General features: G+C 70.2%; 16 protein-coding genes and 2 pseudogenes. 12 read left to right on the forward strand and 6 right to left on the reverse strand.

Annotated features, from left to right (window positions below; translation table 11 throughout):
• From ACFVVA_RS40740 to ACFVVA_RS40750, 3 genes and pseudogenes are all read right to left on the reverse strand, one after another.
• Window positions 1–359 (reverse strand): annotated as a pseudogene (locus ACFVVA_RS40740) (hypothetical protein); the annotation flags it as partial.
• 12 nt (window positions 360–371) lie between these two features.
• On the reverse strand, window positions 372–4,790 hold the full coding sequence (locus tag ACFVVA_RS40745; protein WP_387695734.1) for a polymorphic toxin-type HINT domain-containing protein: 4,419 nt from the start codon (window positions 4,788–4,790) through the stop codon (window positions 372–374).
• Between the two features lie 450 nt (window positions 4,791–5,240).
• Window positions 5,241–7,259, reverse strand: coding sequence for a trypsin-like serine protease (locus tag ACFVVA_RS40750; protein ID WP_387695735.1), 2,019 nt, complete (start codon window positions 7,257–7,259; stop codon window positions 5,241–5,243).
• A 473-nt stretch (window positions 7,260–7,732) separates the two neighbouring features.
• Between ACFVVA_RS40750 and ACFVVA_RS40755 the strand changes: the two genes are divergently transcribed.
• The 7 genes and pseudogenes from ACFVVA_RS40755 to ACFVVA_RS40785 all read left to right on the forward strand — a co-directional run bounded on the left by ACFVVA_RS40755 (window position 7,733) and on the right by ACFVVA_RS40785 (window position 12,518).
• The gene (locus ACFVVA_RS40755) at window positions 7,733–7,894 is read left to right on the forward strand and encodes a hypothetical protein (protein WP_387695736.1); all 162 of its coding nucleotides are present in this window, start codon (window positions 7,733–7,735) and stop codon (window positions 7,892–7,894) included.
• Window positions 7,895–8,180: 286 nt separating this feature from the next.
• The gene (locus ACFVVA_RS40760; RefSeq protein ID WP_387695737.1) at window positions 8,181–8,507 is read left to right on the forward strand and encodes a hypothetical protein; all 327 of its coding nucleotides are present in this window, start codon (window positions 8,181–8,183) and stop codon (window positions 8,505–8,507) included.
• On the forward strand, window positions 8,504–10,132 hold the full coding sequence (locus tag ACFVVA_RS40765; RefSeq protein WP_387695738.1) for an alpha/beta hydrolase: 1,629 nt from the start codon (window positions 8,504–8,506) through the stop codon (window positions 10,130–10,132). Before ACFVVA_RS40760 ends, ACFVVA_RS40765 begins: the two co-directional genes overlap by 4 nt.
• 47 nt (window positions 10,133–10,179) lie before the next feature.
• Entirely contained in the window at window positions 10,180–10,719 is a 540-nt protein-coding gene (locus ACFVVA_RS40770; RefSeq protein ID WP_387695739.1) for a hypothetical protein, read from the forward strand.
• A gap of 241 nt (window positions 10,720–10,960) precedes the next feature.
• A complete protein-coding gene (locus ACFVVA_RS40775) occupies window positions 10,961–11,161 on the forward strand; it encodes a hypothetical protein (protein WP_387695740.1) in 201 nt (66 codons plus the stop codon).
• A 258-nt stretch (window positions 11,162–11,419) separates the two neighbouring features.
• Window positions 11,420–11,778 (forward strand): annotated as a pseudogene (locus ACFVVA_RS40780) (DUF6083 domain-containing protein).
• Window positions 11,779–11,948: 170 nt separating this feature from the next.
• A complete protein-coding gene (locus ACFVVA_RS40785) occupies window positions 11,949–12,518 on the forward strand; it encodes a hypothetical protein (protein ID WP_387695741.1) in 570 nt (189 codons plus the stop codon).
• A 144-nt stretch (window positions 12,519–12,662) separates the two neighbouring features.
• Here the strand turns inward: ACFVVA_RS40785 and ACFVVA_RS40790 are convergent, their stop codons facing one another.
• Window positions 12,663–15,068: a UvrD-helicase domain-containing protein gene (locus ACFVVA_RS40790; RefSeq protein ID WP_387695742.1), complete on the reverse strand. Its 2,406-nt coding sequence runs from the start codon at window positions 15,066–15,068 to the stop codon at window positions 12,663–12,665.
• Window positions 15,069–15,386: 318 nt separating this feature from the next.
• Between ACFVVA_RS40790 and ACFVVA_RS40795 the strand changes: the two genes are divergently transcribed.
• The 5 genes from ACFVVA_RS40795 to ACFVVA_RS40815 all read left to right on the forward strand — a co-directional run bounded on the left by ACFVVA_RS40795 (window position 15,387) and on the right by ACFVVA_RS40815 (window position 22,517).
• Entirely contained in the window at window positions 15,387–17,219 is a 1,833-nt protein-coding gene (locus ACFVVA_RS40795; RefSeq protein WP_387695743.1) for a hypothetical protein, read from the forward strand.
• Between the two features lie 371 nt (window positions 17,220–17,590).
• The gene (locus tag ACFVVA_RS40800) at window positions 17,591–18,766 is read left to right on the forward strand and encodes a hypothetical protein (RefSeq protein WP_387695744.1); all 1,176 of its coding nucleotides are present in this window, start codon (window positions 17,591–17,593) and stop codon (window positions 18,764–18,766) included.
• A gap of 630 nt (window positions 18,767–19,396) precedes the next feature.
• Window positions 19,397–20,506, forward strand: coding sequence for a bifunctional DNA primase/polymerase (locus tag ACFVVA_RS40805; protein WP_387695745.1), 1,110 nt, complete (start codon window positions 19,397–19,399; stop codon window positions 20,504–20,506).
• A complete protein-coding gene (locus ACFVVA_RS40810; protein WP_387695746.1) occupies window positions 20,503–22,116 on the forward strand; it encodes a phage/plasmid primase, P4 family in 1,614 nt (537 codons plus the stop codon). Before ACFVVA_RS40805 ends, ACFVVA_RS40810 begins: the two co-directional genes overlap by 4 nt.
• Window positions 22,113–22,517, forward strand: coding sequence for a DUF6009 family protein (locus ACFVVA_RS40815; RefSeq protein WP_387695748.1), 405 nt, complete (start codon window positions 22,113–22,115; stop codon window positions 22,515–22,517). Before ACFVVA_RS40810 ends, ACFVVA_RS40815 begins: the two co-directional genes overlap by 4 nt.
• An 82-nt stretch (window positions 22,518–22,599) precedes the next feature.
• On the opposite strand, the gene ACFVVA_RS40820 is transcribed toward ACFVVA_RS40815, so the two are convergent.
• Together ACFVVA_RS40820 and ACFVVA_RS40825 are read right to left on the reverse strand one after the other, a co-directional pair.
• Entirely contained in the window at window positions 22,600–23,373 is a 774-nt protein-coding gene (locus ACFVVA_RS40820; RefSeq protein WP_387695749.1) for a hypothetical protein, read from the reverse strand.
• 75 nt (window positions 23,374–23,448) lie between these two features.
• Window positions 23,449–23,649 carry a hypothetical protein gene (locus ACFVVA_RS40825; RefSeq protein WP_387695750.1) on the reverse strand — a complete coding sequence of 67 codons (201 nt, stop codon included), beginning with the start codon at window positions 23,647–23,649 and terminating at the stop codon, window positions 23,449–23,451.
• Between the last annotated feature and the right edge of the window lie 547 nt (window positions 23,650–24,196).

The raw sequence follows: 24,196 nt of genomic DNA on the forward strand, positions 1-24,196 counted from the left end.
TCGGCGGGGCCGGGTTCTCCGGGATCGAAGGACGGATCGTCTCGGCGGACAAAGCTGGAACAGGTGTCCGCGATCTGCTCCAGCCAGATGCGGATACCGAGCCCTGTGCCCGCCGGATCGAAGCGCGACTCCGTGGCTGCGAGCCACACTGTGGAGAGCACTGCATCGGGCAACGAGGACCGCGTCGCACGGCGGACGTCCTCCGCCACCTCCTGTGCGTACGCTCGCCCTTCGACTTCGAGCAGGTTATCGACGAACGAGAGGATGCCGGCCGCGTCCCGGGGCGCGAGCCGGGACTGGAGGTACTTCGTCAGGCCACTCAGCCCGAAGTCTTCGGTGAAATCGGCACGGGGCTTCATGCGGGTGTCTCCTTACTTCGGGTAAGCGCTGTAGACGACGAACTTCTGAGGATGACCCCGAACGTACTTCAGGGTGATCACCACGTTGTTCCCAGTGGGTGTGTCGATCAGGGGGTTCTTCGGATCGTCGACGGGGTTCTTGGTGTATGTCGTGCCAAGGGAGCCTTCGTCCCTGACCGTCCAGGTGAACGACTTCGTGTCACGCGTCGGATCGAACGGGGCATTCTTGCCGCGTCGTTCCTGCTTCGTGATCCATTCCGCGAGCTTCTGCGCGTTGGTGCCGTTGGCGTACCACTGGTCGAAGGCCTTCTGGGCCGCCCGCACGGCGGTCTGCTGGTCGGCCCAGACGCTCGCCACACCGTCCTTCGTGACCTTGTCAATGAGCCTCGGGCCGGAGATGTTGACGTGCTGGCTCAGGGTGTGGGCCTCGCTGGTGCCCTCGTCGGCCACGATGTTCAGACAGTTGTGGACGAGCAGGTCCTGGCCCCGGTCGCCGATGGCGCGCACGTAGAAGGTGTGCAGGCCTCCGACAGTCAGGTCGTAGACCGACTGGGGTACCAGACCGGGGCGATCCTGCAGGGCGCCGACCGTCCGCAGGGAACCGCCCGCAGTGCGCAGGCGGTCATTCGCGACCAGAGCGGAGGCGACCACCCAGCCCTTGCCTTCGACGTAGAGAAGGTGGCCGGCGGTCGTGGAGAGGGTGCTGCCGTCGGTGAGGCCGATGTCCACCAGCCGCTCGGTGGCGTGGGCGAAGGTGGCGGTCACCGGCTGCGCGTGACGTTCTCCGGTCGAGGGATCCGCTGCCATGACCTCGATGCCGGTACGGATGTCTCCGATCGCTCGGTGCGATCCGTCGGCGAGCAGAACCTCGGTGCCGGCGGGGAAGCTGTTGATTCGGCACTCCGTCCGCACGCCCGCGGCGATCGTGGCCTCGTTCTCAGCCTGCTCTACCAGTACACGTTCGACGTTCGGGTTCTGGCGTAGTGCGTCGAGGGCGGCGTCGGTGCCGGCGCCGTCCTTCAGGGTGTTGCGGAACTTGCTGACCAGGTCTGCTGTGGAGGTGAGCTTGGCGAGGGCTGCGATGTTGTAGCCGTCGAGCGAGGCCTGTACGGCGAGTTTGGCGTTTTCGATGCCGATGCCGGTCGTGAGCGCGTAGCGGAACGTGACGACGGCCTTGACGCTTTTGGCCAGGGCGGGGATGAAGGGGGCGACGTTGGCTGCGGCCATGCCGCAGGAGAGGTTGATGCCGGGATCGTTATAGCACTTGACGAAGTCGCCGATTGTCATGTCGTACAGGATTTGGACGGTGTCCACCTTCGGCCGGTACTTCTTGAGGTACTCGCCGTAGGTCACCTCGACGGTCTGCGTGTACTGGGCGTCCACCGGGGAACTGTTGATGAGGACGGTGTTCCAGGTGGTGTATTTGCCGCGGCAGGCGGTGATCGTGAGGTTCGGTTCGGGGCAGGTCTTCAGGATGTAGTCGGTGGTGCCGGTGGCTTTGACCGTGAGGGTGACGGTGCAGACCGGCTTTCCTGCCGCGTCGTTGTGCCAGATCGTGGTGTCCAGGGGCTTCATCACGTGGCCGTAGGCCGACAGGATCATGTCGCCGGCTGCGCAGCGGGAGAGGTCGTCCTTGACGATCTCCGTGCTCGGGTCGCCCTGCGGGAGGGCGTCGATGAAGGAGATCCGCCCTTCATCGTCGACGAAGGCGGTCGCGTTCTGCAGTTTCCCGTCGGAGCTGTCGTCCTGCTGTTTGGTGAAGACGGCGGCCATGGCCTCGTCGGCGGCCTTCTTCGCCTCGTCGCGGCTCCTGGCAGCCGCCACGGCGGAGGCCTTTGCCTCGTCGGAGGCGGTTTTGGCATCGGCTGCGTACTTGCTTGCCTGGGCGGCGTAGCCGGTGGCCATGGCCGCCGAGGTGGAGGCGCTGCGGGCAGCGGCGTTGGCGGTGGCCGCAGAGGCTTGGGCCTGCTTGGCGTAGCCGGCGGCCTGCTGGGCGCTTGCCCGGGCGGCTTGTGCGGATTGTGCGGCCTGGTTGGCGAAGCCTTGGGCCTGCTGGGAGGACTGGCTGGCCTGGTTGGCGTAGCCGGCGGCCTCGTTGGCGGCGCCGCGGGCGGTGGCGTAGGACTGGGCGGCCTGGGCGGCGTACTGGCGCGCCTGGGCGACGGAGCCGTCGATGGTGGCGAGGTAGGAGGCGATGGTGGCCAGGTGGGCGGCGGTCATCGCGTCGCGCTGCTGGGCCTTGGGCAGGCCGGTCTGCAGGAACGGTACGAGGCGGTCGGCGGGGCCGGAGAGGACGGCTTGGGCGGCCGCCTTGACCTCGGGGCCGCCGGTGTCGAGGGCCTGGGCGACCAGGACGCGGTTGTCGTCGTTGCGGGCCCTGTACTGGCCGGTGGCCAGGAAGGTGCGGACGTCGTTGATCGTGCCGTCCAGGGCCTTGCTGGCGGCTTCCTTCACACCGGGGCCGCCGACGTCCATGATCCGCGCGAGTTGGACGCGGTCGTCGTCGTCCTTGCCCGGATACTGGCCAGTGTCGAGGAACGCGCGCACCTGGTCTGCGGTGCCGACGGAGGCGGTCTCGGCCGCGAGACGCTTTTCCAGCTTGCCGGAGGATCTGGCGATCGCCATGACGCTGGTGCGGTCGTCGTAGTCGCGGGCGGTCGTCAGACCACTGCTCAGGAACGCTTGGACGGCGCTGTCGTCGCCCTCCAGCGCGCTCTGGGCGGCGGCCTTGGTCCACGGCCCGGCGGTGTCCAACAGCCGGAAGGCGGCCTGGCGGCCCTTGAGCACGGCCGTCTTCGGGTCGACGCCGGACGCGGTGGCGTCCTTGATGAGCTGCTCGGTGTCGGCAGCGAACTGGGTGGCCTTGCCGGACTCCCAAGCGGCGGCCTTCACCTTCCGGTCGGCCTCGCGGGAGGCTTCCTCGGCGGCGGCCATTTCGGTGGCCTGCTGGGCGGCGAGCCGCTCCGCGTCCGAGGAGCGGGCGATGTCGGCGACCTTATGGGCCTGGGCGGCGGAGTTCGCCGCGGAGTTGGCGCTCGCGTCGGCAGCCGTGGCGGCGGTCTGCGCGATGTCGGCCGCAGAGTTCGCGTCGCCGGCGTGTTTGGCGGCTTCCTCGGCCGCTGTGGCTGCGGCTTCGGCGTGTGCGGCGGCGTCGTTGGCGGCGCGCTGGGCTTCACCGGCCGCGGTGGCGGCTTGGTTGGCGATCGTGAGAGTGGCCTTGGCGGCGCGTGTCGCCTCCGCTGCCGAGGCCTTCGCACGGGCGGCGGCGCTGCGGGCCCGTGCGGCGTCAGCGCCCGCCACGCCGGAGTAGTCGGCGGCTTCGGCGGCGGCGTCGGCGGCAGCCGTGGCGTTGCCGCCTGCGGCGGCGGCCGCCAGGGCGGCGAGTCCGGCCTGGGAAGCGGACCGTCCGGCCCATGCGGCGGCCTCACCCGCGGTGTGGGCGTCGACCGCAGCGTTGCGGGCGGTGACGGCGGCGGTGCGGGCCGTGTCGGCCAGGCCGGCGTTGCCTGCGGCGTCGCCGGCGGCGGCCAGTGCGCGGGCGGCGGCGTTGCCGGCCTTCGTGGCGGCTGAAGCCGCGTTCGTTGCGGCGTTGGCCGCCTGGCGGGAGGCCTCGTTGGCGGCCTTGGCCGCCTTCGAGGCGGTCTGGGCGGCATCGGCGGCCCGGGTCGCGGCGTCCGCGGCGTTGCTGGCGGCGTTGGACGCCTTGTTGGCGGAGCCCTGGGCGGCCTTGGTCTCGTTGGCGGCCCGTTCGGAGGCCTCCTTGGCGAGCTTGGTCGCGTCCAGGGCCATGCCGGCCGCGTCCAGCGCGGTTTGGGCCTGCTGACCGGCCTGATCGGAGGCGTTCTTCGTCAGGTCGGCCAGCTGGGAGACCGTCAGGGTTTCCTGGTCGTGGGCGGCGGCGGTCTGATAGCCGTACTGCAGGAACTGCCGCACGTCGTCTATGCCGCCGTCCAGCGCGGCGCTTGCGGCCTTCTTCACCTCCGGGCCGCCGGAGTCCATCAGCTGCGCGAGGTGGACCCGGTCGTCGTCATCGCGTGCCCTGAACTGGCCTTCGTTCAGGAACTTGTTGACGTCCGTCATGGTGCCGTCGAGCGCCTTGCTGGCGGCTTCCTTCACACCGGGGCCGCCGGTGTCCATGATGCGTGCCAGCTGCACCCGTCGGTCGTCGTTGAAGTTCCTCTGGGCGCCCTTGTCGAGGAATGCCTTCAGGTCGGCGGCCGAGCCGTTGAGCGCGGCCGTTCCCGCTTCCCGTACCCCGGGGCCGGACTTCGCGACGAGTTCCTCGATCTGCGTGCGCAGGTCCTGGTCTTCGGCCGCGGCCTGGCCGCTCGTCAGGAAGGTCTTCAGGTCATCGGCGGAGCCGGTCAGCGCCGCTTCGGCGGCGTGGCGCACGGCCGGTCCGCCGGCCTGCCAGGCGGCGACCGCCTTCACCCGGTCCGGGTCCGCGGCGGTGGCGGGCGCTGTGTCCTCCGCCATCGCCGGAATTGTGAGCAGCCCGGTGATCAGGCTGCCGACCACGAACCCGGCGGCAAGCCGTGATCGGGCCCGTGATGTCAGTGACATCCTCATGTGAACTTCGTCATCTCATTTCTGGTTCGGGCACCGAAGTGCCGCCCGGCCAGCTGCGGTTCGCGGTAACGGGCCGGGGGTCAGACGGAAGACATGGGCTCGCGGGTGTGTCGCGGTGCGCCACACCCGTGGGCACCACAGCAGTGCGGGGCCTACTGCGCCCGCCCTACTTGATGGAGGCCTTCGCTGGACGCGAACGGCCTCGGCGGTCGCGTCTGTGCAGCCGTCTCGAGCGACTTGTCGTCAGTGCCGAGGCCAGATAACCCGTTGAGGGAGAACCGGCCCCGCCGGGACGGCCTGAAGCGGCGGCGGTCAGAGGGTGCTGGTGATCATGGTTCCGGTGTGGTTGCCGGGGATGGCGGCGAGATCGAGGGTTTCGGGGGTAGACCAGGTGCCGTCGGAGTGGCGGGCGGTCAGGAGCACCTTGTTGTCGCTGGTGGCGATGGCGAACTGTGCGTCGGTGTCGACGGGGGCGGCGCTGATGCTGGTGCCCGTGATGTTCCCGATGACGCTGCTGAGTGAGGCGATGGGCTGCCAGCTGCCGTTGGCCCAGCGCAGGGTGTGGTACTGGCCGTCGCTGGCGATGAGGGCGAGGTTGAGGTCGCTGTTCTGACGAGAGATGGCGACGGCGGTCACGGGCGCGGTGGCACCGGCGGCCTCGGCGACCGACCCCCAGGTGGACCAGCCACCGCCGGCGTTGCGCAGGGTGTGGTAGACCGTTCCGCCCGACACAGCGGCGATGTGCAGTCCACCGTCGGCGGCTCCGGCGGCGGAGATGGAGGTGATGCCGTTGAGCGGCCCGGTGACGTCGGTGACCACCTTGAACGAGGTCCACTGGCCGGTGCTGTAGCGGACGCTGTGGAACAGGAAGCCGTCCGCGACGACCACGACGTGAAGGTCACCGCCGACGGGGGAGACGGAGACCTGGGAGATGTTGCCGAGGTCGGAGACGGTGGTGTTGACGTCGACGAACTTCTGGCCCCAGCCACCGTCGAGGTCGCGGATGGCGTAGTGCAGATGCCCGTCGCCGCCGAGCGCCACGATGTGGGTGGAGGTGTTGATACCGGCGGTGGCGACCGCACGGACGCCGCCGATGTTCCCGGCCGCGGCCTGGACGTCCTCGTACGGGGTCCAGGAACCGTCGTAAAGGCGGGTCGCGAAGTAGAGGTTGTTGTCGCTGCGCACCAGGGCCTGGGTCTTCCAGCCCACGGCCTTGGCGCGGGTCTGCTGGACCCAGCCAGCGAGGTCGTCGACGCGGACGCCAGTGGCGTTGGTGCGGGTTTCGGTGGCGGGCGTGCCGAGGCAGCCGCCCTGCCAGGAACGGGAGGCAACGGCGGCGATCTCGGTGGCGCCGTTCTTGTTGCGCAGCAGCGGGGCGCCAGCGTCGCCTTGGCAGATGGGGGCCTGGCCGACGGCTGGGGTGGTGTCGATGGTGGTAGTGGTGAGAGCACTGACGGTGTGGGTGGTGGTGTGTGCCTTGAGCGGCGCCCACTCGGTGGCGGTGCGGCCATAGCCGGCCACACGCAGGTTCTCGGCGGCGGTCGGAGCGGTGACGCCGACGCTGGCGGGGGTGATGTCGTTGACCGTGATGGCGAGACGGGCCATGACCAGGTCGCGGTCCGTGCGAGGGGCCAGTTCGGCGATGTCGACGGTGCGGCCGCCGATGGTGGCGGTGCTCTTGGCAGCGGGCGCGCCGGCGGCGGGCTTGTCGCCGAAGCAGGACGCGGCGGTGAGCACCCAGTTGCGGTCGACCAGGGTTGCCGTGCAGGCCTTCGCGTTCGGGTTTCGGCCGGGCTGGTCCACGGTCACCGTGCCGACGGCCGGGAAGTCTCCGGAGGGGGAGGGGACGGCTGGCCCGTCGGTGGCGGTGAGCTCAAGCAGGGTGCTGGCGTTGCGGGAGGACCCGGACTCGCCGACTGCCGTCCAGACATCCTTGGGTACGTCGATGGTGGTGGTATTGCCGTCGGTGCTGACAATGGCCTTGACGGTGTGCTCCCCGTCGCCCCGAATGGTGTAGACCTTCGGGATCTCCACGGCGAGATAGCCCGTTGGCCCGGAGACTTTGAAGCAAACCTCCTCCGGTGCAGCCTGGCGGCTGAAGAGGTGTATCTGGCCTGCGCCTGAGGCGCACTCCGCGAGGGTGATGTGCCCGTCGCCGGTCTTCAGGGTGATGTGCCGGTCGGCGAGGATCTTCGCCGCGTCCGGGTACGCGAAGCCCTCCACCGCGGACGGCAGCGCGGTGTCGACGGCCGCCGCAGGCATCGGAGCGGCCATCACGGGTATCGCCAGAGCCGCGCCAAGCGGCCAGGCCAGTCTGCGAACGATACGCATAGGAACTCCAGAAAACGAGATGAACCCGGGAGTGCCCAGCGCCCCCGAGCTGGCAAAGTTAGAACCAAGCGGACGCTATCGGCCAGAAAACCGGCACGTCAACGCACGCGGCTGCTACCAGATGACCTCTGACCGAGGGTCAAGTGCCACACAGAAAAACGGGGCTGAGTACCCCTAGTCGGTCATTTAGAAAATGGACATTCAGGATTAAGCGGGTGAGAAGGAGCTGGGGCAGGCCATTACGGTTTAGCAACGTTTCGCCCAAGATGATCACGGTTCCCCCGCCTGATCCCTACAGCCCAGATGAACAGGCGGTCGGGGCAGCCAGGTGCACTACACCGGGCACCGGCTCCTGGCGAGCCCCAGCGTGGCGAAGGCCGACCGACCGGTGCCCCCAGCTCTCTGGAGGCCGAGTTGAGGTCGCTGTACCCGGCCGACGGCCAGCGTGTGTATGCGCCCGCGGACGCCGACGGATGGTCCGGGACGGCGAGCTCTTCGCCATCGACGTGGCCGACTGGGCAATCGGCTTCCGCCCCCTCACACCCGAGGACGCCCGGGCCTGGATCGCCGAGCGCACTGGCCCCAAGGGCGGCCGCAACTACAACTGGCGCCGGTGCTGCGCCCCGACCCCGTGACACCGCTCGTACTGCGGCCACCCACGCTGGCCTCCTCGATCCCGCAGCCCCGTACCGGTCTTCCGACTGTGCTGCGCCTTCGTCCGCGTCGGCCGTCACGTATCGACCAGCCGTCATCCTTCGTGGTCGCCCGCAGCGGCTGCTCCAACCATCCGGAGGCACGTCCACGGGGTCAGGTGCGGCCCGTAACATCTGAGTATCTGTACGGATGCGTAGCGCACACAGCAGGTTTAGCGTCCTGCGGGGGAGTGGGACTACGCGTCCATCTTCGGGGAGGGGAGCCCATATGGGTGACAACGCCACTGGCAGGATTGTGGTCCAACCAGCGGATCTGCGGGCGTCCGCGGGTATCGCGAAGGGGCTGGGGGAGGAACTGGGCGCGCCCGTTCAGAACGCGGTGACCACGAGCGAGACCGTCTCCGGCCAGCTCGTCGGCTGGTCGGTCGCCGGCGGACTGGCGCAGTTGGGGTCCGGCTGGTCCAAGCCGCTCGGTGACCTGCGCCAGCGTCTCGCGGACACTGCGGCCAACCTGGACGCCAACGCCACTGCCCATGAGCACAAAGACCGCGCGATTGCCGGTGCGTGGGCTGTCGTACCGCAGGGGGGCAAGTGAGCGGTCTCTACGATCTGCTGGTGAAGTTCGACCCGCACGGGCTGCACGACGCGGCGAAGGCCTGGACCGCGCTGGGCCACGCCGCGGAGAGCACCGGCCAGCGTCATCGCGGCCAGGTCAACGGACCGCTGGCCGGCAACTGGGAGGGGGACGACGCCAAGGCCGCGCTCTTGTACATGGGGAAGACGGAGCAGCAGCTGAACATCGTCAAGATGGAAGCGGACACCGCGGCCCTGGTGCTGAACACTGTCGCCGATCGGATGTACCAGGCGCAGACCAACCTCACGAACGCCGTGAACCGTGCGGTGGACGCGGGCCTGAACGTGTCTGCCGATGGTGTCGTCAGCCTCCCGCCCGAGGGGAAGGGGGAGCACAACGACCCGGACGCGCAGAAGGCGCGTCAACAGCTCGGTTCGGAGATGAAGGGCTTCCAGGACCGGATCAATACCGCGTTGAAGGCTGCCCAGACGGCGAGTGATCAGGGCAACACGGCCCTGGGTCGGCTCAGCTCGAATGCTCTCGACCCGACCCGGGTCAACGGTGCGCTCGCCGGCGCCAAGAATGCGGCCGCCGCCGCAATGCAGGACCTGGGCCTGGTCGACCCCTACGTTCCGGACGGCAAGGACCCGGAGGCTTCCGCCGCGTGGTGGAAGGGGCTCACCCCGGAGCAGCAGGAGGCCTACTTGGCACTGCAGCCCGACAAGATCGGCAGGCTGGACGGTCTTCCCACGATCGTCCGGGACGAGGCGAACCGCCTGGTGCTCGACGAGAAGCTGGATTCCTACCGGACAGGGAAGCCCGGCGACTTCGGTATCGACGAAGACGAGTACAAGTCGCGGATCAAGGCCTTGGAGGAGATCAAGAGGAAGCTGACGGCGTCCGACGGGAACCCGGAGCCGCACAGGATGTTCCTGCTCGGACTCGACCCCGAGGCGCACAACGGCCGGGCCATCGTCTCCACGGGCAACCCCGATAAGTCCCAGCACACGGCGGTCTTCGTGCCGGGCACCGGGACGGTCTTCGCCGGCGTGCCGGGGCAGATGGACCACATCCGGCGTCTCCAGAAAGCAGCCGAGGACGAATCTGACGGCCAGAACGTCGCCGTCGTCTCGTGGCTGGGCTACGAGACACCGAACTGGTTGAACGGCACCGTGGCCGAAACCGACCGCGGGGACGCCGGGGCGCCACTCCTGCGCAACTTCACCAAGGGCCTCAGGGTGGCGGAAGGCGACAACGGCGTCTGCTCACACCTGACCTTGATGGCGCACAGCTACGGGACCTATGTCGTGGGTGCGGCCGCGCGGGACGGCGGAGCGAACGTCGATGACATCCTCGCGCTCGGCAGCCCCGGTATGGGAGTGGACACCGCGTCGCAGCTCAACATCGACCCCAAGCACGTCTGGGTCGGTACGGCGAAGGACGACTTCATCCAGACGTTCACCGGCACCGTTTTCGGGGAGGGGCCCCAGTACGGGATCTTCGGGGCCCAACGCATCCAGATCGACACCAGCGGACACGGCGGCTACTGGGACATGGGCGCCAACGGGGCAAGTGAAAGCCTCGACAACCAGGGACGCATCATCGCGGGTCGCCCGCCGACGCTCGCCCCCAAGGTCCCGCACTGACCCCGCCACCAGTTCAACCAACCGCCGACCGGCGATTCAGGAGCACCATGGCTGCCAGCGTGTCCCGCACCCCCCGGTGGTTCACCGCCACTGCGCTCCTGCTCGCGGTGCTCAGCGGATGCTCGTCCGCCCGTTCCGCCGACAGGAGTGACACACCACCCGTGAAATCCAAGGCCGACGCTCAAGCCTGGGCGCAACAGATCACCGAGCACATGGCCCAGACCGCCGGGATCGAGACCGACGCGTCGACCATCGACGCGCTCTTCACCCCGTGTACCGGCAAGAACGGCGAAACCGCCTCCGACGACCGGTACATCCTGATGTACAGCGTCAAGAGCACGGTGCCGCGTGCCCAGCATCCCGAAGCGGTCAGGAAAGTCCGCGACCTGCTGGCCGGCGAAGGTCTGACGGTGAAGGGCTACCGCGAGACCGTGGACGGCAAACCGGACGCACTCGTCGACGCCTTCCACCCCAGCAGCCGCTACTCCGCGACGGCGTCCACCTCGGGCACTGCGGACCGCATGTACCTGCGGGTCATCACTCCCTGCCTACTCCCTCCCCCGGACGAGTTGTCCCCCCACTCCTGACACCAGCTACCCGGAGTAACGCATGGGAACGGCGAGGCCGCCCCGGCCGGGGCGGCCTCGCCGTTCCAGCCCGCAGTGCGAGGGCGATCCCGCCGTCCGGTGACGAGGGTGCGCCACCGCTCCCAGATGGCCTGATCGCCCGCCGTCGTACGGAGGCTCGCGATCCGGCGGGCCGGATCGACGTTCCGCCCGTGAAACGCAGAAGATGGTGGAAGCCGCGATCGGCGGCCGGAGGCCGTGGATGCCAAACCTCGCGCCGCCCACCGCCGCCGGTGAACCGCTGCTCTCCTCCCTGCTCGCCGCCGGCGACACCCGACACCCGGCCCTGTACCGCGACCTGGCCGCCCGCCTCGGCCGGCAAGCACCCTCTGCCGCCAGCGAGACCCGTGTGCACTGGCAGGCCGAAGCCCTTCGCGTTCAGCGGCTGTTCAGGCATCGCTGAACCACCTCCCACGACGCCGACCGCGCGCGCAGCACCGGCTCGCCGCGGACACCGGCTGGGCACCGACGGCCGCGAGCCGGCCGACGGCGTGCTCGTCGCGCTCGGCCTGCGCAAGGGCTACGACCCCGCCTACTCCGCCCAGCTGCGCCCGCCAGCTGGCCGCCCGGATCAACGGCAAGACGGGCCGGACCGTCGTACGGGACCTGCGGGTCCTGGCGCACCGCGCCATCGCTGCCACCGGCCCGGACCAGCGAGTGGATCCACCGCGGCAGCCCCTCGAAGGTCCTGCGGGCCCGTGCCGTGGGGCGCTGCAAGTGGTGCGGGAACGGGGTGGTCTGGTACGACCGGCACGACGGCGGGCGGATTCCGCTGGCCCCGTCCCCGCGCACCGGGTCCCTCCGCGATTCCGGTGGAGCGTGGACATGGGCATGGCCGCCCCCGGGGCACTGTTCGGTGACTGCTTCCTGGCGCACCCCGCGATCTGTCCGGCGATCGAGCACGAGGGCCTTCCGCGGGACATCAAGGATGTCGTACGCGTGCTGGGCGTGCGGATGCGGAGCTGCTCGACTCCGGGGAGTTCGTTCCCGCCGACCCGCCGCTGGACGAGACCGAGGTAGCTGAGCCGGAACCCGCGGCCGCGGCCGGGGCGGGTGAGCGGCACGTGCTGTGTCACGGGCCGCTGCTGCGGATCTGCCCGGGGAGGATCGAGGACCTGCAGTGCGTCGTGGAGGGGGCACCCGGGCAGCGGTGCGAACGCGCGGTGTTCAGTTCAGCCGAGGGGCGCTGGGTGCAAGTCGCCATTCCCGAGGCGAAAGGGCGCGCGGGGAAGTCGATCATGCTGACCTACTGCGGCAGGATGTGGGTCTGGGAGATCGACCCGCTGGACTTCCGGGAGGCCACACGATGGCTATGGCAGAAATGCCCCTCCCATGCGTCCGCCGCCGAGCTGCACGAGCGCGAGCTCGTGGGCTTCTCCACGATCCGCCACCACGACTTCATCCTGCGCCGCCGGCCCGCTGGCTACGAGCACGTCGTCGAACGGCGGGAGAAGCCGGCTGCGGGCACGTCGTCCGAGCGCACCCTGTGCGCGGGGCACGGGTGCCGTAACGGCACCATCATGTCGGTCGACGAGGGATGGCTGTGCTGGCGGTGCGCGCCGAAGGTGCGACGCCGTCGGGCCACCTGGGGCCGGGTGCGGAAGGAGAGGGTTCTTCCGCACCCGACTGCGGCGGTCGAGGACCTGGCCGAGTGGATTCCGGACCTGCCCGCGGCTTTCCTCCCGCACGAGCGCAGCGATACGGAGCGGCTGGTCCGAGACGGCGTCCACGACGAGGACCCGGACGGTCCACCGTTCTGATCCTCCGCCTGCCGAGACGGGCCGGCGCCAACGGCGGCCCGGCTGGCCCCACCGCCTGGCCGGAGCAACCCCCGTCGGGGGGGCACCACCCTGGGTGCTGCCCCCACCCGACGGTCTGTGGGCTGATGCCCGGCCGACCCGGTGTCAGCCCGCGGCCCTGGCCGCTGCCCGCAAGTGCGTGCGCAGCAGACTGCGAAGCCGGCTCAGACTGGTCCTGGTGCCGAGGCGGGCGAGGAACTCGTCCGCGCCCCAGACCACCAGGTGGCCCTGGCGGGCGAGGTAGAGGCCGACCTGGTCGATGCCGTAGTCGTCGTTGTAGTCGAGCAGGAGGTAGCCGGCGAGCTGGTAGATCTCGTCCCGACCGAGCCGCTGGGGACGGGTGCTGGCCTTGCAGTCCAGGAGCAGGCCGTCGAGGATGAAGTCGGCGTCGGCGCCACCGATGTCCGCGCTGCCCGCGAAGCCCGGGCCGCAGACCCGGTCCTCGGACGGCAGCGAGCGGAACGCCTTGAACGGCCCTTCGGCGAGTTCCATCTGTCGTCGGAGGTCTTCGACGACGTACGGCGGGACGTCGGCGCACAGCTGGTCGAGGGTCGTCGCCCCGGTGGCGCCCGCCAGCGGGTTGTGCCGGCGGAACTGCCCGCTGCGGAAGACGTCCTCGAAGTGCGCGGCGACGAAGCACAGCCGGCCCAGCCGTTCGTCGTTGAGCACGGCGGGCCGGACGAGGTAGTCGTCCACCGTGGCCAGCAGCTTCAGCCCGGCGACGTGCAGAGCCATACGGGCGTCGTCCGCGGGAGCTCCCACAAGCCGATGTCCGCGGCCGGCGCCGTGGACGCCCAGTTCGACGGCCTCGCCCAGCGGGCGGCCCAGGGACAGCCGCAGCCGGTAGTCGACGGCGTGCCCGAGCGCCGGCCAGTCCGGGTACTGGACGTCGACGGGCTGGACCGGGTGCGGCAGGCCGGCGATGCGCCGCTGGTAGTCGGACACCACGGCGCCGCTTCCCGGCAGGTGTTCGGCCATGAACCGGGACAACGGGGACGTCGTGTACTGGAGCTGGCCGGTCAGGCTCAGGTGGACCATCGGGATACCGCCGATGGTGCCGTCCTTCTCCTCGACGGCCATGGCTTTCTCGTAGCCGCCCACCCAGGAGAGCCCTCGCGTGTCGAGCTGGTGGCGGGCCCGGGTGACCGCCACGTAGACGAGCCGCGCCTCGTCCAGCCGCATGGGCAGCTGTCGGCCTTCGTCGGTCGCCGGCGGTGGTGCGAAGCCCTCGCCGACCCGCACGGTGTCCCACTCGCGGCCCTTGGCTTTGTGCACGGTGGAGACCGTGACCCTGGCGGCCTCCTCCGGGCTCAGATGTGCCACGGCCTTGAGGATCAGGGGCGCCCCGTAGTCGTCGACCAGCTTGACGATCGCCTTCAGGTCCTGGCCGGCCTTGTCCTGCTCGACGTACTCCTGCACCTCGCCCCAGGAGTTGAACAGGAACAGCTCGGGGTGGCTGGTGCGGCGTCCCGCCTGGAGTTCGAGGGCGGCGTTCGCGATCCGCTCCAGGGCGCTTCCGCCGCCGGCCAGCGCGACCGGCACCCCGTCCTCCAGGAAGCCCAGGACCTCCTGCATCGCGTCCGCGTTGCCCCGGCACAGCACGGCGTCGGGCTCGCCCAGCGGTCCGAGCCGCGAGTCGACCGCTCCGAAACCGGTCAGGCGCAGGTCCGACTCCGCGTGCTTGAGCCACCGGTTGGCATCCTCCGCGATCCGGGGGCCGAAGCGGAATGACTGCGTCAGGTGGAGGTGCTCGGCGGGGAAACCCGTCATCACGTCCTTGGCCGAACGCCAGCCGTAGATCTGCTGGGCCGGATCGCCGACGCAGATGCGCTGCGCCGGCTGGTTGAGGAAGATCTCCTCCAGCACCGGGTTGGTGTCCTGGGCCTCGTCCAGCAGGATGAAGTCCGCAGGGAGCAGCGGCGCTGCCATCGCCCACATCTTCATGTAGAAGTCGTGTTCGAAGCGGAGCCTGCCGTCCAAGGACTGGATGTCGTCCCACGCCTTCACCGCGTAGGGCAGCAGCGTCCGGGCGGCGAAGTCCTGGCCCTGCGCGCTGAGACCGTTCAACCGGTCCATGTGCCGGGCCATCACCTGGCTGTCGGTCGTGTAGCAGAAGCGCCGCACCATGCCCATCACCAGCCGGGCCTGGTGGGCGATCGTGATCTTGGTGCCGTCCACCATCAGGTCGCTTGTGATGCCGAGCAGCCGCGCGGTCTGCTTCGCCGGGATCCGCGCGGACGACTCCAGCCGCGGCCCGTAGTTCTTCCCCACCGCCTTGAACGCCAGCGAGTGCGCGGTCCGGCACTCCACGTTCCAGGCGAAACGGCCTCGGGCGTCGTCCGCGATGGCCCGGTTGAACGAAATGTACAAGCCACGCTTCTGCGTGGCGGAACCCATCAGCATCAGGGTCGAGGTCTTGCCCGTACCGGCACCCGCCACCAGAGCCAGATCCCGGCCGGCGACGAACACCTCCCTCGCTGCCTGCTGCTCCTCGGTCGGTTTCATGGCCATGCGGTCCTCCTCGGTGTGCGGCTTCATGTACCGCGATCACAGAGGATCACCAGATGGGGACGCACCGTCAAGGCGATCTTCTCGGGCGTGGCCCGTCTCCCTGGGTCCTGCCGTCGGCCGGGCGGTGTCGCCAGAGCCGCTCTGCCGGGCTTGATCCCGACGGCTTCGAAGCGGGAGCGCCAGGAGCGCGTCGTCAACGGCTGTGACGAAGGGATCAGCCGATCCGGTGTACCCCCGCCGCGACTCGTGCCCTCCCGAACCGGTCCTCGTTGCCCTCCGCGACATAGGTACAGCCTCACCTGAAAGGGGGAACCCGGCATGCGGGTCATCATGGAGGCGCAACGGTTCGAGTTTGAGGGCCGGTGGGTTGAGCGGCGGCTCGCCGCAGGCTGGGCCGCGGTGGTGGGTGAGAGCGGTGCCGGCAAGTCCACCGGGCTCGAGGCACTCTTCCTGACCTTCGGGCCGACGCCCCACCTGAAGGCGATGCCGGCCGCGAGGGCCTGCAGCCGCCTGGCCGTCACGATGTCGATCGGCGACTCCCGGTGGAGCATCACCTACAAGCCGGGCGCCTCCAGCGTCGAGTTCGAGAACACCGGCGATGCTGGTGCTCCGCCGGTCCGGTTGCCCTTGGTGTCCAGGGACTCCGACAAGCCCACCGCAGGCCGGTTCCTGCTCGACCAACTCAAGATCCCCGTCCTGCGGGGGAACGGCAGGGAACTCTCCTTCGAGCACATCCTGCCGTTTGTGTACGTGCGTCAGGCCACCGCCGGCGTCACCTACCTCGGCGGGCTGAAGCCGGAGCTGCGGGAGCTGGCCGTCAAGGCGCTGCTCGGCCTGCGCGAGGACGCCATCGAGGCCGCCCGCACCCGTCTGCGGGCGGTCCGCCGGGAACTCGCCGCCACTCGCCGGGAGCTCGCCGGCTACGAGGCGCTGCGCGACAAGCTCGGCTTCACCACGCCCGAGGAGCTCATCCAGCGCCGGCACCAGGCAGAGCACGACCTCGCCCAGGCTCGCGAGGCTGCCCGTGGCACTGCAGGCGAGCTCAGCACCGCCCACGGCCGCTTGCAGGAACTGCGCGACGCCGCGAAGAAAACCTACGGTGCTACGGGCCCCACGGACGAGGCCGCCGACCGCGCCGAGGAGCACCTGCGCGAGGCACTGCGGCGCGTGGGTCAGGCCGAGGGCCGCCTCGCGGCCCTGCGCGAGCCCACTGCCTCCGCTTGCCCGGTGTGCCGCCGCCGACTGCGTCCCGTGCCGGACGACGTCTGCCAGATGTGCAAGGAGCCCCACCCCGGACGGCGCCCGCAGGGCCCGGACCTCGCCGAGCTGTTGCGCGAGGCCGAGCAAGCTCTGGCGGCCGCACACCGTACGTGCGATGCCCGAAGGCAAGCCGCGGTCGAGGCCCGAAGGCTTTCAGTGGCCGCGCACCGGGCGGTGAGGGAGGCTCACCGGGCGGCGGACACCTTCGCCGACGGGGTCGTGGAACCGCTGCGGCGTGCCGCCCTCGATGCGGAGAAGCGTGTCCAGGAGCTGGCCACGTTGGCCGAGCAGCTGGCCGAGCGGGTCGAGGAGCTCGGTACCGTCGATGTGCAGCGGGCGGCGCTCTCACGGCTGGAGAAGGAGGCGCGCACCGCGTCGGAGGCGGTGAACGAGGCGGAGTCTGAAGCCCGCCAGCGGGTGGTCGACCTTCTGAAGCGATGGTCGGTCCTGTTCGCCCGGCGCATGGCACGTGCGGGCGGCCAGTGGCGTCACGCGTACATCGCCGAGAGGGGTTTCACCCCAGTCGTCAACGGCGAGGCCTTCGACTCGGTGTCGGTCGCCGGGGCGACCTTGGCGCTGGTTGAGCTGAACGCTCTGCTGAGCCTGAGGGACCTTGGCCAGGAGGTACCGGGCAGCAGCGTGCCCGGCCTGCTCGTCGTGGATTCCGCGCTGGTCGGTCTCAGCGACACGCCGTCGGACCTCGCCGTACGGACTTACCTCCTGGACGCCTTCGCGGAGGCCGCGCGCGGGAAGGGGCCGTTGTCCCAGGTCGTGACAGCCTCTCAGGAGCTGATCGGGGAGGTCCCGGGTGCGCGTCGGACCGTGGTCACCAGGACCACCCCGTACATCCCGGAACTCGTCCTCCCAGACACAAGGTCCGAGCCGCAGTAGCCAGCCGCCGTGCGCACAGCACGCCGTACGCTCGCAGTGCGACGTTGCCGAGCGCCGACCTGCTGCGGTGTCCTCGCCGCGCTTGGCCTGCGCGAGGGGCTGCAACACCGGCGCCCCCGACGAGGTCGCCGTCCGCCTGCACGCCATCGACCCCACGTCCGACGTCGAACCATCGCCTGTATGGAACGCCGCCTCGAGCGGACCTGGCGTATCTACGCACACAATCCGACAACTCTGAGTAAGTGGACTGGTGACTCTATGGTGTGCCCATGTGCCGGTCGAAACTCCTGTACGCGGCAGCGGTCCTGGTCTTGGGCGCAGCGTCCGTAGCGGTTGCGAGGACCGCTCAGGGTGATGCTGAGGAGATCCGCATGGCTCCGACGGTCCTGTTGAGCCGCGAGTACCACGAGAAGCATCTGAGGCCGATCGCGGACGAGATCCACCGGCTGGTCGACGCCGGCCAGGTGCCCGGTGACGGTTTCGCCTCGATCGTGTTCCATGGCGACGAGCACTACCTCGACCTCTACTGGAAGGGCCCGGTCCCCGCCGGGATCACCGGGGCTGTGGACGCCTGGCGCGCGCGCACCCGTGAACAGGCCCACCACGAAAACGTCGGCCCGGTGGGCCCCGACTACGACGTCCGCTACCGGCCTGCGGCCTACTCCCGTTCCGAGATGGACCGGGCCGTCGACAGGTTCGTCACCGCCGTCGGCGACGACCCCTCGGAGTGGTCGTCGATCTCGCCCTCCACCGACGGCAGCGGCCTCCTGCTCACCTACCGGCCGACGACCACCCGGCGCATCTCGCCGCCCAACGCTCCCGCACGCGACTACGAGGCCCAGGTCGAACGCCTTGCCGGCGTCCCGGTCCACGCGCTGGCCGGTTCCCCCGAAACACCCACCCAGGGCAGCCGCACCACCGACGCCCCGCCCTGGTACGCCGGAGCCGACCTCACCCTCGCTGACAACTCCCGCTGCTCCACCGGCGTGCCCGGCTGGGTGAACAACAAGCGCGTCCTGCTGACCGCCGCGCACTGCCAGACCGGCGGGAACGTCTACAACGGACAGCGCGTGGTCGGGGAGGTCACCGCCCACGACACCGGCCTGGACGTCGCCGTCATCACGACCGACAACGGCACCGCGGCCCGCTTCTACAGCGGCCCCTGGAACAGCGGCGACTCCCGTCCGCTGTACGGGCCGGCGCGCCTGGACCCGGGCCAGTCCGCCTGCTTCAGCGGTGCCGTGTCCGGCTTCCACTGCGAGCTGGAGGTCACGCGAGTCGGCGTCCACTCGCCGTCCGGGCGCACCGCCGCGACCGAGGTGAGGTCCCGCAGCGGGGGCATCGCTGTCGCCCAGGGCGACAGCGGAGGGCCGGCCGTGGCCAACCCGGTGGGCGACTCCATGGCGCCGGTCGGCGTCATCATCGCCGGGAACACCGACACCAAGACCCCGTGCACCGGCACCTCGACCCAGACGACCTGCTTCTCGACCGGCTACTACACCCCGCTCGACCCGGTGGCATCCACGTTCGGTTTCTCGGCTCGGTGACCCCCGGCGGCGGTAAGGCCTGAACCTCGCTCGAGCTTGTGGGGTACCTGCACTTGGCGGTGACACGGGTGCCCGGATGAAGGTCCGGGTCCCGGACCCCGAGCGACCGAAGCGACCGAAGAAACGCGTTCACCCGCGAGCTGTGTGGGCGACACGCCGGAAGCGACCCTGCGAGGGGCCCGGGGCTCTTCGGTAGCTGCCGTTCGGTCGCTCTTAAAACGTGCAGGTCAGAGGCACTTTCGGGTGCGGGTCAGCGACTGAAGCGACCGAAGTTCCTGTATATGAGGACATTCGCGTGTGCGCGTGTGCGTCATAGACCCGGGCTTGAGTCGCTTCAGTCGCTGATCTTTCCTGATCAGTAGCTTGACCTGGGGAAATACAGGTTCCTGCGGGAGGAGCGACCAACGGTGCTGAGTCGCTGGATCTCGGCCCGGTCGCTGGCCGTAGGGGATCCCGCAGGTTGCCCGGCTCCGGCTCCGCACTCGGCTAGTCTGTCTGGGCTATGTTCTGGGCTTGAGTCGCTTCAGTCGCTGTCTCATCGATGGCGAGCCTCTGACCTGGTCTTTTGTTCCAACGAACCAACCAGCGACCGAACACCGAGCAGCGATCGAGAACAGGAGAGGGACCAGCGTGACGGCGCCGAAGGCCGTGGGGAGCGACCGAAGCGACCGACCGGGCAACAAGCCCCGGTCGCTGGCCGTCGCCCAGTGGTGCGCGGCTCAGGGCTGGCCCGTGCACCCGCTCGCCCCCGGCCGCAAGACCCCACCCGCCAACTGCCCCGCCTGCCCAGCAAACGCCCACGTGGCCGACGCCTGCCAGTGCCGCGCAGCCGGTCGCTGGTGCCACGGCTTTCACGCGGCCACCCTCGATCCCGACCTCCTCGACGCCTGGTGGAAGACCAACCCGGGCTTCGGCGCGGGCGTCGCCTGCGGTCCCGCCCGCCTCGTCGTCCTCGACGTGGACACCCACACCGACGCGGTCCCCGCCCGTGACCGGATCCTGCCCGGCATCCCGATCCACCAGGACGTCCCCCTCGAAGGGCTCGCCTCCGGCTACCACAGCCTCGCGCTCCTGGCCGCCCTCCACCAGGTCGCCGACCCGACCACCGACACTGGCACCCTGCGCGTGCGCACCCCGTCCGGAGGCCTGCACATCTGGTACCTCGATCACGCCGGCCTCGAGTTCACCTGCTCCACAGGATCCTCCAGCACCCGGGCCCTCGCCTGGCAGGTCGACGTCCGCGCGCACGGTGGCTTCATCGTCGCCCCCGGCACAACCACCCACGCCGGCACCTACGCCCCCCTCTCCGGCGCGAAGACCCCCGCCCCGCTCCCGCAGTGGCTCAGCGACAACCTGGTGCGCACCGGCCACCTCAAGGACAAGCCCGTCCCGCCGCCCGCCGCCCAGCCTGCGGTGCCCCCACGTGCGCGCCAAGCCGTCCTCGCGGCCGGCGGTGGCCGCACCAGGGCGAACCGCCTGCTCGAGCCGCTCCTGCAGGACGTGGCGAACTGCGCCACGGCACCGGAGGGCACCGGTTTCACCGGCAAGCTCAACCGTGCCGCCTTCACCGCCGGAGGCCTCGCCGCCGGCGGCCACCTCACCCGCACCGAAGCCGAGCAGGCGCTCCTCGACACCGCGCTCGCCGCCCGCCCCGCGCAGGACCGGCACAACCGCGCCGTGATCCGTGCCGGGCTCGCCGCAGGCGCCCGCCAGCCGCTCCACCTGGAGGTGCGGGGATGAACAACATGCCCCACCAGGGCTTCGACCCCTACAAGGTCGCGCAGCTCATCCTGGCCCACCAAGGGCTCCCCAGGGCCCTTCCACTGCCGTCCGCCACCACGGCCGTGCAGGACAGCCTGCTGGACCTCCAGCCGCAGGCCCCAGCCCCGCAGTCCACCACAACGGTGCCCGCCCCCGCGCTGGCAGCCCGGCAACCCGCTCCCGTTGGCGCCGAGGCGACCGCACACGGCCTCCTGCCGGACTCCCTGTCCGACCGCGGCAACGCCAAGCTGTTCGTCCACCTCTACGGAGGCGACTACCGCCACGTCCCCGGCCTGGGCTGGTACCGGTGGGCCAAGCACCGCTGGCAGCTCGACGAGGACGACACCGTCCTGTGGGCCGCCGGAGAGATGGCCGAGGCCATCTCCACCCACGACCCGCGCGGCATCCACACGAACTCGGACCTGCGCCGACACCGCCGCCGCGCACTGTCGACCTCCGGCATGAACGCGATGCTCGCCCAGGCGAAGTCCGCCCCCGGCATGGTCCTCAACGCCGCCCTGCTGGACGCCGACCCCTACGCCCTGTGCACCCCCGGAGGCGTCGTCGACCTGCGCACCGGAACGGTCGCCGCCCCGGACCCCACCCGCCACCACCACTCCCGCTCCACCACCCTCGCGCCCGCCCACATGCCCACCCCGCGCTGGGACCGCTTCCTCGCCGACACCTTCGGTGACGACAAGAACGGCCGCCAGACCCGCGACTTCCTCCACCTGCTCCTCGGCTACTCGATCAGCGGCGACGTCGGGGCCCAGGTCATGCCCTTCCTCTACGGGCAGGGCAAGAACGGCAAGTCCGTCCTCCTGGACGTCATGATCCAGCTCCTCGGCGACTACGCGGATGCCGCGCCGCCCGGCTTCCTCATGGCCAAGACCTTCGACGGCCACCCCACCGACCTCGCCGAGCTACACGGCCGGCGCATCATCGTCTGCTCCGAACTCAAACCGGGCGACCGCTTCGACGAAGCCCGCGTCAAGCTGCTCACCGGCGGTGACAAGATCAAGGCGCGCCGGATGCGCCAGGACTTCTTCTCCTTCGCGCCCACCCACAAGCTGTGGCTGCTCGGCAACCACCGCCCGGAGGTGGGCACCGGCGGTTTCGCGTTCTGGCGCCGGATGCGCCTGATCCCCTTCGAACGGGTCGTCCCCGAGGAACGCAAGATCGACAACCTGGCGTACGTCCTCGTCGCCGAGGAAGGCCCCGGCATCCTCGCCTGGCTCATCGAGGGCGCCCGCCGCTACTTCGCCGGCGACAAGGACCTGGCCGGCCCGGAAGCCGTCCAGACCGCCACCACGGCGTACGCGGAGACCGAGGACCACGTCGGGCGCTTCCTCAACGAGGCCTGCCGGATCGGCGACGGCATGCGCGCCGAACAGGCCCAGCTCTACGGCGCCTACACCCGCTGGTGCGGCTCCGAAGGGTCCAATCCGGTCTCCGCCCGCGCATTCGCCGCACGAGTGCGCGAGACACTGGGTATGACCTCCCCGAAGGAGATGGTCCTGTCCAACTCGCGTAAGTTCTACCCGGGCATCGGCCTGATCACCGACGACACAGAGGAGCAGCCGACGTGAGCGCGCTGATCGACCCGTCCGAGCTCGCCCACGAAACGGACCTCGTCTGGCTCGAGGACACCACCGACCTCGACTACGTCCGCCAGTCGCTGGACCGCCTCACCACCCGCCGCAGCCGCCCCGCCTACCACCGCGACGGCCGCATGGTCGGCTACGCGCTCCTCGGCCCCGACGCCAAGTCCTCCCGCGCCTCCGGTACCTTCCGCCGCCGGGTCTTCTGGCTCCTGCCCCACGACCGCGACCAGGACCCCGACGGCCTCTACTCCACCGGCGCCCCCTCCGAAGCCGTCGACCCACGTACCGTTGCCCCGGGCGTCAAGGGCTACAAGACCGAGCGCTCCGAAGGCGGCCCCGCCTCACCCGCCATGCTCGAACTCGGGATAACGCTCCCGAAAGCCTGACGCCGTTCTGGGGACGTCTGTCGGGGACGGAACCCTGCCTGTCACCAGAGCGACTCCGGACCTGCTTGCCGCGACGGGGCAGTCAGCTGGGGCGGCGGCCGGTCAGTTCCTGCCAGCGGTCGTAGGCGGCGTCGAGTTCGTGTCGGGCTCGGGGGATGCGAAGGTCGTTCTTCAGCTGGGCGGTGACCTGGCGCAGGTGCCGTTCGGCCCGGCGGCGGTTGCCGGTGTCGGCGGTGACGCGCTTCAGTTCGGCCTCGGCCTCGGGGATGAGGGCCCGGAGCCGTTGGAGTGCGGGTCCGGTGTCGGCGATGGCGTTGTGGACGTGGACGACGAAGGCCCGTACGTCCGCCTCGGGGGTGTCCTCCAGAACGAGGGTGAGCAGCTCGCGCTGGCCGTCGGGCGGCGTCAGGTAGATGTAGGCCTCGGTGGGGGAGTACTGGTCGTCGATCGTGAGCCCGCGGAGCGGGTGGGTGGAGCCGGTGCACACCTGCAGGGCCTGCTCGTACAGATCCAGGCGGTCCCCGAGGGAGTGGAGCAGTGCTCCGTGGCCGGGGTCGCGCAGCGCGGCCAGGCGGAGCTCGGCTTCCCTCACCCGGGCCTGGTGCTCGTGCGCGGCGTCGGCCGCGGCCGACGCCGCGCACGAGCGGGCGCTCTCCTGCTCGGCGGCCACGTTCTGCTCCGCCCGGCGCAGGTTCTCCCTGGCCGCGCGCAGCTTCCGCCGCTCCCGGCTGTGGCGGGGGTGGAAGGCGTGCCGCCAGGTGCCGGGGTAGAGGCTCATCCACCAGGCCACGGCGGCTACGGCGGCCAGGACCGCCATGGCCGACCAGAACACCGTGGTCCACACGGTTTCCGCCACGGTTTCTCCTCGGGGTGTACGGGTGTGCTCCGGTCGCGTCGGCGGTGCCCGCCGTCCGCTGGCCGGGAAGCGGGGTCAGTGGGTGGCGTCGGCGGCGACGCCAACGAGTTGGAGGATGGCGTGGCCCCAGGAGGTGGCGGCGATCAGGACTCCGAAGGTGACGGCGGTGAAGACCGTGAGCGCCTCGTCGGTCCGGCTGCGGGCCTCGGTGCGGCGCCGGAGCCGCAGGACGATGATGATCGCCAGGAACGCCGTCGCGCTGATCGTGTACTCCACTGCCCACCCCAGGTCTCGACTTGACGCTGTGTGATGCCCCGGTGACCCGGAGGCCTACTGCATTCGGGTGAGCATGCCAGAGCCGTTCCCCGTCCGGGGCCGGTTCGGGGAAAACGGCGGGCGCGAACGGCCCCGCCCGCGGCTGGCCGCCGATCGGCCGCCGGCCTTCGCGCGCGAAGTCACCTGTAGGTGGCGTTCGGCGTCCGGGAGGGGCTCGCCGTGTTCTCTCTCTACTTCTCTTAAGGGTGTCCGGCTGGTGGGTAGACCCCCGTCCGCGTGGTGGGTGGACCCCCGTCCGGCCGGTGACCAGACCCCTTGCTGTCAGCAGTGCGCCCTCGGCATGCCCCACACCGGTGACGTTCGTTTGAAATGTGCGATCCAGAAGTTACTTTCACGCTAGGGTGTGTGTTGGAGGTGAGGTGTCGATGAGTGAGGACCTGTTCGCGTCGATCGACGCGCTGCTGGCCCGGCCGAAGCCGGTGGAAGACCTGCCGGTCCCGGCCGAGCGGGAGCGGCTGCGCAAGGCCGGCGACTACACCCAGGAGGA

The organism is Kitasatospora sp. NPDC058048, from assembly GCF_042885555.1.
Taxonomy (GTDB): Bacteria; Actinomycetota; Actinomycetes; order Streptomycetales; family Streptomycetaceae; genus Kitasatospora; species Kitasatospora lactacystinica.

Excerpts from the sequence above, each read along its gene's own strand:
- ACFVVA_RS40750 (WP_387695735.1), bottom strand. The coding sequence starts at position 7,259 with ATGCGTATCGTTCGCAGACTGGCCTGGCCGCTTGGCGCGGCTCTGGCG.
- ACFVVA_RS40810 (WP_387695746.1), top strand. The coding sequence starts at position 20,503 with ATGAACAACATGCCCCACCAGGGCTTCGACCCCTACAAGGTCGCGCAG.
- ACFVVA_RS40770 (WP_387695739.1), top strand. The coding sequence starts at position 10,180 with ATGGCTGCCAGCGTGTCCCGCACCCCCCGGTGGTTCACCGCCACTGCG.
- ACFVVA_RS40755 (WP_387695736.1), top strand. The coding sequence starts at position 7,733 with ATGGTCCGGGACGGCGAGCTCTTCGCCATCGACGTGGCCGACTGGGCA.
- ACFVVA_RS40775 (WP_387695740.1), top strand. The coding sequence starts at position 10,961 with ATGCCAAACCTCGCGCCGCCCACCGCCGCCGGTGAACCGCTGCTCTCC.
- ACFVVA_RS40760 (WP_387695737.1), top strand. The coding sequence starts at position 8,181 with ATGGGTGACAACGCCACTGGCAGGATTGTGGTCCAACCAGCGGATCTG.
- ACFVVA_RS40800 (WP_387695744.1), top strand. The coding sequence starts at position 17,591 with ATGGCTCCGACGGTCCTGTTGAGCCGCGAGTACCACGAGAAGCATCTG.
- ACFVVA_RS40795 (WP_387695743.1), top strand. The coding sequence starts at position 15,387 with ATGCGGGTCATCATGGAGGCGCAACGGTTCGAGTTTGAGGGCCGGTGG.
- ACFVVA_RS40790 (WP_387695742.1), bottom strand. The coding sequence starts at position 15,068 with ATGGCCATGAAACCGACCGAGGAGCAGCAGGCAGCGAGGGAGGTGTTC.